The organism is Anaerobiospirillum sp. NML120448, assembly GCF_023050945.1.
GTDB lineage: Bacteria > Pseudomonadota > Gammaproteobacteria > Enterobacterales > Succinivibrionaceae > Anaerobiospirillum.
Genome location: NZ_JALKIM010000047.1, coordinates 18,702 through 27,179 on the forward strand (window position 1 = coordinate 18,702; position 8,478 = coordinate 27,179).

An 8,478-nucleotide genomic window follows, 5' to 3' on the forward strand; every position below is an offset into this window, starting at 1 on the left:
CTATGCGTAATCTTTACCTTAAAGCAGCATGTATGTTGGCACTCTGTGCTTTAGCTTCAACCACTGCCACTGCTGATGAGTTAAGAGTAGACACTTTTGGCAATGTCTATGATGGCAATAGTCCTTTTTCAATAGGCAAAGTTGATAGTAGTGGTGCCCAAGGTAAATTGCATACTGATATCTTTGGTAATGTGTATGTAGGAAATTCTCCTTTTAGTGTGGGCAAAGTAGAAGGCTCCTCCAGCAAAGGCACTATCAAACGTGATTCTTTTGGCAAATACTATGTAGGCGACAGCCCTTTTGACGTAGATGTCTCAAAAGTAATCAAATAGGCCTCAAGCTACCACTACAAAGCTGCTTTTAAGCGGCAAGCCCTACCAGTCATGCCCTGCCCTGCCAGGCTGTGCCTTGCCATGCTCAGGTATGACCTTACCCTACATAGCCTAATCTACTTCCTGTTCTCTGATAGGTTGGGAATGTTATGTAATGGGAAGTATGTTTGCGCTTAATGAGATTATAGGCACCGCTACTGCTATGGTATGTAGAAATATGATCTGTTGGCTGTTAACTACAAGCTGACGGTGGTTAGCGGCGGGCAGTGGGCTTTTGTATGCAATAGGAGAGCAGAGAGATGAGCTGGGAGATGCTATCTGCAAACTGCCCGCTGGAAGCTGACATTCATGTACTTTGCGTTTTGCGCTTTGCAAAGGCCATCCTTTTAAAAGGTCGGCCTGTTTAAATGGGAAGTTTTTCAAAGGGTTGGCCTTTTTAAAGGGCTGTAAATGGGTAAAAAAAGGCCAAGATATTGCTATCTTGGCCTTCTAATGGGATTTGTATGCATTTGGACTAGGAGCACCAGCAAATTACCTTATCGACTATGTGGTGGTGTGTGTGCCTGTGTCTAAAAGCAATTCACTAGTGCTCGAAGTATTTTGAGAGCAAAATGCTCTAAAACTTGTCTCAGCGTCTTAACGCTATGCCATAAAAAAGATAAACCTTGTCTCTAATTTAAAAAATTAGAATAGGACGACAGCTATCTAAGACTTAAAAAAAGCATGGCGCTGCTCCTTTTAAGCAACTAACAAGTAGCAAACCTTAGCTTGATTCAATTTGCTAGTTATAGTTGGGACGCTTTCGTCCTAGTAAAGAGATCACTGTAAGTAAATTGCACTTTACAGCAATATTAAGCGCCTAAAGTGACTCTATTGGCGTAAAGCCAATTTAAGCGCCTAAAAGTGCTACTTACCTCAGCAATCTTTTGTATCTAACAATCCAGCCTAAAACCAAGCGACCAGACTGCTAAATAACTAGTTAAGGCATTTAGCATTACGTACTTTTGCCTTAATCTTATCTTAGTAAGAATCCTTAACTAAGATATTAGGGAAAAGCATGCAAGACCTAATATTGATTACTAATTGATAAGCAAAATAGGCTTTAGTTTGCGTACCTTAGTAAATAATCACTTAATTAAAGGAATTTCTTTTCAGCTTGGCTAATGATCTCAACTAACTGATATGGATCAGAGCAAGAACGAATAGCAGCCTGATTTTGCTCATCATCAAGGATTAAGCCTAAACGGCCAATTACATTTAAGTGAGCATTACCGTCATTTACGCTAGCTAATAAGCAAACTAAATCACATGGCTTGCCATCAGGAGCGTTAAAGTCGATAGGAGTGCTGAGTTTTGCAATTACTAAAGTAGTGTTCTTAATGAGATCAGACTTAGCATGAGGAATGGCAATACCATCAGCAATACCAGTTGGGCCTAAAGCCTCACGAGCCATAACAGCATCCAAGAAGGCTTTCTCATCTTGTGGAGCTAAGTTGTCTACCTCTACTACTTTATTTACCATTTGAGCTAATAAGCTTTGCTTATCAGTAGCATCACACTCAACCATCATGGAACGTACGTGTAAAGCAGCGCGTACATAGCGAGTTGAAGACTTCTGAGCAAGAGCCTCATCACGGGATGATTGAAGAGCAGATAACATGTTCTTGTAGAAGTCGCCGTTTAACTTATAGTACTTGATGTAGAGAACTAACATCACTAATAAGACAACGGTAGAAGCTACGAACATTACTACACGTAAGCCAAAAATAGTGCTCTCAGTTTGAGGAACGTTTGGAACGTAACCAACTAAAGTTAAGGTTAAGCCAGATAAGAAGCCAGCAAAAGCAGAACCGAACTTAACGGTCATGGTTTGCATGGAGAATACGATAGACTCAGAACGAGTACCTAACTTGTACTCACCATAATCTACGGTATCAGCTAACATTACAGTAGTAGCAACTAAGGATAAAGCTACACCCATGGAGGCAACGCAGAAGGAAATACCAGCCATCCATACGTTAGCATCAGCGCCAGAGCCGCTTAAGAACATACCTAAGTAACCAGCTACCATTAATAAAGCAGCGGAAATATACACTACCTTACGGGAGCTAAATTGAACTAAGTATGGGAAAGAAATAAAGGCGATGAATTGGAATACAGCACCAGCAGCCATAAAGTAAGGATAAACATCCTCATTAATAATGACATACTTGAAGTAGTATAAAATTGCACCGTTAACTAAGTTCTGAGCAACCTGCTGGATTACGGTTAAGATAATGATAACTAAGAGCTGGTCGTTCTTAACTAAAAGCTGAACCATGCCCTTTACAGTGATCTTTTGACGTAATGGAGTTTGTACGTGCTCACGAATGTTACGTACACAAATGATTTCAGTTACGATAAAGGCAATATTGATCATTACCATGTAACGGAAGAAACCATCAGAGGCAGTGTCACCTTGACCTTCGCCCATCCAACCAATCATGGATAAACCAAAGATCACCACAAACTGACCACCGATCATAGCGCAGGTACGTGGAATTACTGACATAATGTCACGAACCTTAGAATCGGTAGAGAATGCAGGAATAAATGACCAGTATGGAATATCAATAATGGTATAGGTCATACCCCAAAGTATGTAGAAAATGGCACAGTATGCCATGGCCTGACCCATGGAGAAGTCAAAGAAGTGGATTGGGTTGGTGAACATTAACACAGCAACTACTGAGTTAACTAAAGTACCAATTAAGATCCATGGACGGAACTTGCCCCAACGAGACTTAGTATTATCAACAATCCATCCCATGAAAGGATCGTTAAAAGCGTCCCATAGACGAGCAATTAAGAAAATAACACCAACGAAAGCTGCACTTAAACCAACTACGTCAGTAAAGTACAACATAAGGTAACCAGCCATTGCCCAGTAAGATAAATCCTTACCTACGGCACCTAGACCAAAGGATACCTTCTCTTTTAATGTGACGGGACTTTCAGCCATATTAATCTCCAGATTCACACACAAAATCTTTAGCTCAACTTAAAATTTTTAACACAACAACAATAAATAAAAGAATAAGCGCATTGATTAACAACTAAATATTGCCAATCACATATTCTTATTTAAGCAAGCTAAAGCAACCTCGAACCTAAAATTTTTGCCAAAGCAAAACTATAAAACAGTACCTATCGTTAAATGGATACTTACAAGCAACTAGTAAACTAGTAGCTTGATCAAACTCTCTTAACCTTAAGCAAAAGAGCTTGAGCAAACCTTGTTTACTTTGAAAAAAACCAACCTAAAACAAAAATTAAAGATGCAGCAACCCTACCCGAAGCTATGGAGCTTAGGCATACTACTATTGTTCATTAATAATTAATCAAGGTACATACAGGGGCTCTGCTTTCCTAGGGCTAGACCTAAACCTCCAGCTAAAAGGCGCAGAGCTATTAATATATTGTTTAGCTTTGCCTTACTTTAAGCGCAATTGAGGATGAGGAATAGCTCAAAGTAAGAGTACAAAGCTATAGCTAATCTTAATCTCGATTGAGGAGTGGACTAAAATCAGCTAATCATCATGATTAAAGCAAATTTAAGGTTGTGTAAAAGAAATTTGCAAAAACGGCATGATGATACAATTTTATTTGCCTAGTTAAGAGGATATTACTAAGAACTAGGTAATATCCCCTTCTTTTTTACAAGGTATTAGCATCAAACTAATACCTTGCAGCCTGATAGGCAGCAGGCTTAAAACTTAGTGTTGAACTATAAATTAGTAAATACAGCACCATTAAAAGCATGAGTTTCAATAATGGTAGCTTTACGACCAGCTAAAGCTTCGTACTTAGCATCAATAGCGGCCTTTACTTGCTCAACCTTGGATGGGTCAACTACAGCTACTACGCTACCGCCAAAGCCGCCACCAGTCATACGAACAGCAGCATTCTCACCTATGGCTTCACGAATAATCTCAACTAAGCCATCAATCTCAGGAATAGTGATTTCAAAGTCATCACGCATAGAGCAGTGGGAGGCATACATTAAAGTAGCTAACTTAGCTAAGTCACCCTGCTCAAAGGCCTTTACAGCCTCTAAAACACGGTCATCCTCAGTAATTACGTGACGGGCACGACGATAGGTTACTTCGTCCATCTGACCCTTCTTAGCATCGAGCATATCCATAGTAGCGTCACGCAATGCCTTAACACCTAAAATCTTAGCTGCATTTTCACATTGCTCACGACGCTCATTGTACTCACCACCAACTAAAGCATGCTTTACATTGGAGTTAACAATTAAGATATCTAAATTGCTAGGAACGCTAATTTGCTCTAACTTTAATGAACGGCAATCAATCAATAAAGCATTGTCAGCCTTACCGCAGGCAACAATGGTTTGATCCATAATGCCGCACTTGCAACCATTTAAAGCTTCACAAGCCTGACCAGTTAAAGCAATCTCCTGGAGAGGAATGTCAAGGCCAAAAACTTGAGATACTAAGTTACCAAAAGTAACCTCTAATGAGGCTGAAGAGGACAAGCCTGAACCTAAAGGAATATCACCAGTAATAGCGATATCTAAGCCTTCTACCTTATGACCCTTTTGCATAATTAAAGAGGTCATAGCACGTAAGTAGTTGCTCCAAGTCTTAGACTCATGAGGCTCAAAAGTTGCGCTGCATACAAACTCGTCAGTATCATGATCGATATCGACAGCTAATAAACGCATCTTATCAGTGCCGTTCTTCTTGGCGGTCATAGCAGTGCCAAACTTAATAGCACAAGGAAGAACAAAACCATCGTTATAATCGGTGTGCTCACCAATTAAGTTCACACGACCAGGAGCATAGGATAAATAAGTTGGTTTGCAACCAAAATGCTTTTCAAACTCCTGAGCACTAATCAAACGAACATCGCTCATTACTTAATCCTCTGATACAAAGAAAATAGCTAAAGTTCATGACCACTATGTTTTGGTGGCTTATAGCAAAGTACCAACAAGAACAATATGACTTTAGCGTAGGTAAATTAGTTTAATTTTGCCTAGAAGATAGGCAATAAGCTAGTGCTCTTACTATGAAATTAGAGGGGGCTATCACTAATGTTACAAGCTTTTGTAACATCTCAACTAAAAAGCTAGATAACCTTGTCCTAAACTAACTAAAGATGCCTTTAAGTAAGCTTCACTATCTTAGCTTGATGCTAAAAAACAACGCACCCGCCCGTGCGTTGTGCGTATTATACGATAAATTATCAAAAATTCACGTTTTTTAGCCCAAAATTTTGCGGATTTTTAATGTAAAAGAAAACGATATTAAGCCCTTAAAAATGGGAATCTAGATAAGTTCAGGGCTTTGCCATGAAATCGTGTATCATTACCCATAAAAATTGCCTCAAAAAAAGTGATCGTACAAGTTAACCAAAAACTAACAAAACACTAAGAACGCCTATATTTAAGCCAGATGCGAGTTAAAACCTTACCTCCTACTCACCTAAATTAAGCACATAATTTTTCTTGTAACCTAACCCTAATTTACATGAAAAAACTGTCCCACCACCATCAAAACAACCTATTCAGCCCAAAAAGCCTTACGAACATTTTCCGAAATATATTTCGTTACATGTTCGTAACACAACATAACATAGCTGTAACATTCACAACTTCCCAAAGACAACTCCTCCTCTAACACCCAAAGAAAAACAATACTTGCTCGCCCCTACCAATCCCTCATCAGCTAAACCACGCTCTCTCAGCCCCCTACCAAGCCTTAGGTCTTACCTTACTATGAAAGCTACCTCCAAGCCCTAGCAAACCACGGCATGCCAAAGCCGAGCATACGCTCAGCTACACGCCACTAAGCACTCACCAAAAGCCAAAAGGCACAGCCCTGATACTTTAGGTGTATGCCATGGCCAGAACTGAGCTTAGCTAGTGGGCTTAGAATGACTAGCTATCTGAATATTAAAGTTAAGTTTTATTTGTTAAAGCTGTATTAACAGTGACTCTTAGGGGGAAGTGGTAAGTCAAAGATAACTGGCAGGATGATGAGCTTTTGTTTTCAAGCCAAGAAGTAGAATTACTAACTAGTAGTAGCAGCAGCAGCAACAGCAGCAGAAGCAGTGCTTTTGTAGGCTAGTGAAAGACTGCTGAGTTGTGAGGAGGAAAAAAGGCAGGTCAAGGACAAGTATTTACTTTCTCATACCTCCAGATAAACTGGTTGTCCTATTAGGTATGAGGACGTACTTATCCTTGAACCACCTTAGGGTTGTTGAGCGCTAACTTGCGCTAGCGCTGTTTCTTTGTTTGCTGATTGGTAGGATGTAAGAGTTAAAGTTCTCTTACCATCAAAAACGGTATGAAATAAATTGGATAGCCCTTATCTAACAACAAGGTTGGAGTTGGTTAAGTATTAATAAAGGCTAAAGAAAACTAACGAACTAACTATTTGCAAAAACTTTTGAATATAGGCTAATCAATTGGTAAGTAGCATAGTGAACTACAAAATGCCTTAATAGGCGAATAGTCAATTACTGGTTAACTGTCCTTATTCTACTCTTTTGTTTTGCTATTTTTTAACTTTTTTAGCATTTAATAGCCCTTTTTGCAGTCAAAAAGCTTTAATATTAGCTAAATTGTTACAAATAACAACGGCTTTTATATCGCATTTTAAACTCTGCGTTTATCTAAGAAAAAATTTTCCTTTTTATCTTACAAAACAGCTCTTTTCTCTCCCTATCCTTCTTTTTACTAACACTTTACTTACAAATGAATGTTAGTTTTACACTCTTTATTAGCCCAACCCATTGAAAACAGAAAAGCTCCCTTTTCTTAATTTTATGTTGCATTTTGTTTACTGCCACCACCATAGCAACTGCCCTTACTATCTTGTTAAAAGTGTCACTTAACTCTTAGTGCTTTTCCTGTAGTACAAAGCATTTAACGCCTTGCACTTGCCCTTGTGCTTGTGCTTGTGCTTGCACTTGTGCTTTATACTGACACTGACACTTAGCAAGCAGTGCTTCACAACTTATACTTAGTCTTAGTAGGTCTTGTCTTGGCTTTGCTGTAGCTTAACAGGATGATATACGCCAACTAATATTTTGCTTGATACTACTTAACTAAAATGAGCTCGCTTAGCCTTTGCTTTAGCTTTTGCTGAGCGAATCCTTAGCTGAGCAAGTATCTTTTGGGAAGGGTAAACAAGTGTTTTGCGCTGCTGCTCACTTACTCTATTGCACTGGCACAGTGTTATAGCGTTGCGCTACTGCACTGGTACAGCGCTGCGGTGATGCGCAACTGTTCACTAGCTCAAGTACACAGGCACAGTGTTACAGCGTTGCCTATTGTGCTGGCACAGTGCTGCTCCTGCGGTGATGCGCTGCTGTTCACTAGCTCAAGTACATGGGCATAGTGTTACAGCGTTGCCAATTGCGCTGGTACAGTGCTGCTGCGGTGATGTGATGCTGTTCACTAGCTCAAGTACACGGGCATAGTGTTACAGCGTTGCGCTATTGCGCTGGTACAGTGCTGCGGTGATGCGATGCTGGAGTGAGGTGATGCGCTGATGCGGGAGCGAGGTTTGAGGTGAGGAGGTTAGCTTTTAGTGGGATTGGTTTGGGTGGATGGAAAATGTGTGCTTTGAAAATGTCCTAATTGACAGCTCAACTAACAATAGAAGCATAACATTAAGCCTAAAAGAATTGGCTTTTAATGTTATGGTCTGCCCTCATATTATTAGCTAATCAAGAGCTAAATTAAGTGCATAAAATAAGTCAAAGCACACCACTAACAACTAACAATGTTCCTAATATGATTGCTGCCAAAGACATTATCACTGGGGATAAGGCATAGTATGCGCAGCAACCACAATTAGATAAAGATGAAATCTTTACCTCACCTTACGGGCGGCATACTATGTATTGATGGCTTAGCAGTCTTACCAACTACTAATGACCCGTAAAGGTCTCCGTATTTGACCAAAAGCAGGAACAAGCCTTTAGCACTATGGAGAAAAGTAAAACGCAACTTGGGGAGATGGTTTTTAGCATTTTTTTATAAAACCCCACGCATAGGCCATTCTGAGTAAGGACGGTAACATACAGGGAACAAAAGCTCCCACCACGGTTTACCCAAAGCTTTTAATAT

The 8,478-nt window shown here is 39.8% G+C and carries 3 protein-coding genes; 1 reads left to right on the forward strand and 2 read right to left on the reverse strand.

Annotation, left to right across the window (positions count from 1 at the left end; translation table 11 throughout):
* Nucleotides 1–2 precede the first annotated feature (2 nt).
* A complete protein-coding gene (locus MXE38_RS08515) occupies nucleotides 3–332 on the forward strand; it encodes a hypothetical protein (RefSeq protein ID WP_246913927.1) in 330 nt (109 codons plus the stop codon).
* A gap of 1,135 nt (nucleotides 333–1,467) precedes the next feature.
* Here MXE38_RS08515 and melB read toward each other — a convergent pair.
* Nucleotides 1,468–3,333 carry a melibiose:sodium transporter MelB gene (gene melB / locus MXE38_RS08520; protein WP_246913928.1) on the reverse strand — a complete coding sequence of 622 codons (1,866 nt, stop codon included), beginning with the start codon at nucleotides 3,331–3,333 and terminating at the stop codon, nucleotides 1,468–1,470.
* A gap of 765 nt (nucleotides 3,334–4,098) precedes the next feature.
* Complete coding sequence (gene galK, locus MXE38_RS08525) at nucleotides 4,099–5,253, reverse strand: galactokinase (protein WP_246913929.1); 1,155 nt, start codon at nucleotides 5,251–5,253, stop codon at nucleotides 4,099–4,101.
* Nucleotides 5,254–8,478 lie beyond the last annotated feature (3,225 nt).

Excerpts from the sequence above, each read along its gene's own strand:
- MXE38_RS08515 (WP_246913927.1), top strand. The coding sequence starts at position 3 with ATGCGTAATCTTTACCTTAAAGCAGCATGTATGTTGGCACTCTGTGCT.
- melB (WP_246913928.1), bottom strand. The coding sequence starts at position 3,333 with ATGGCTGAAAGTCCCGTCACATTAAAAGAGAAGGTATCCTTTGGTCTA.
- galK (WP_246913929.1), bottom strand. The coding sequence starts at position 5,253 with ATGAGCGATGTTCGTTTGATTAGTGCTCAGGAGTTTGAAAAGCATTTT.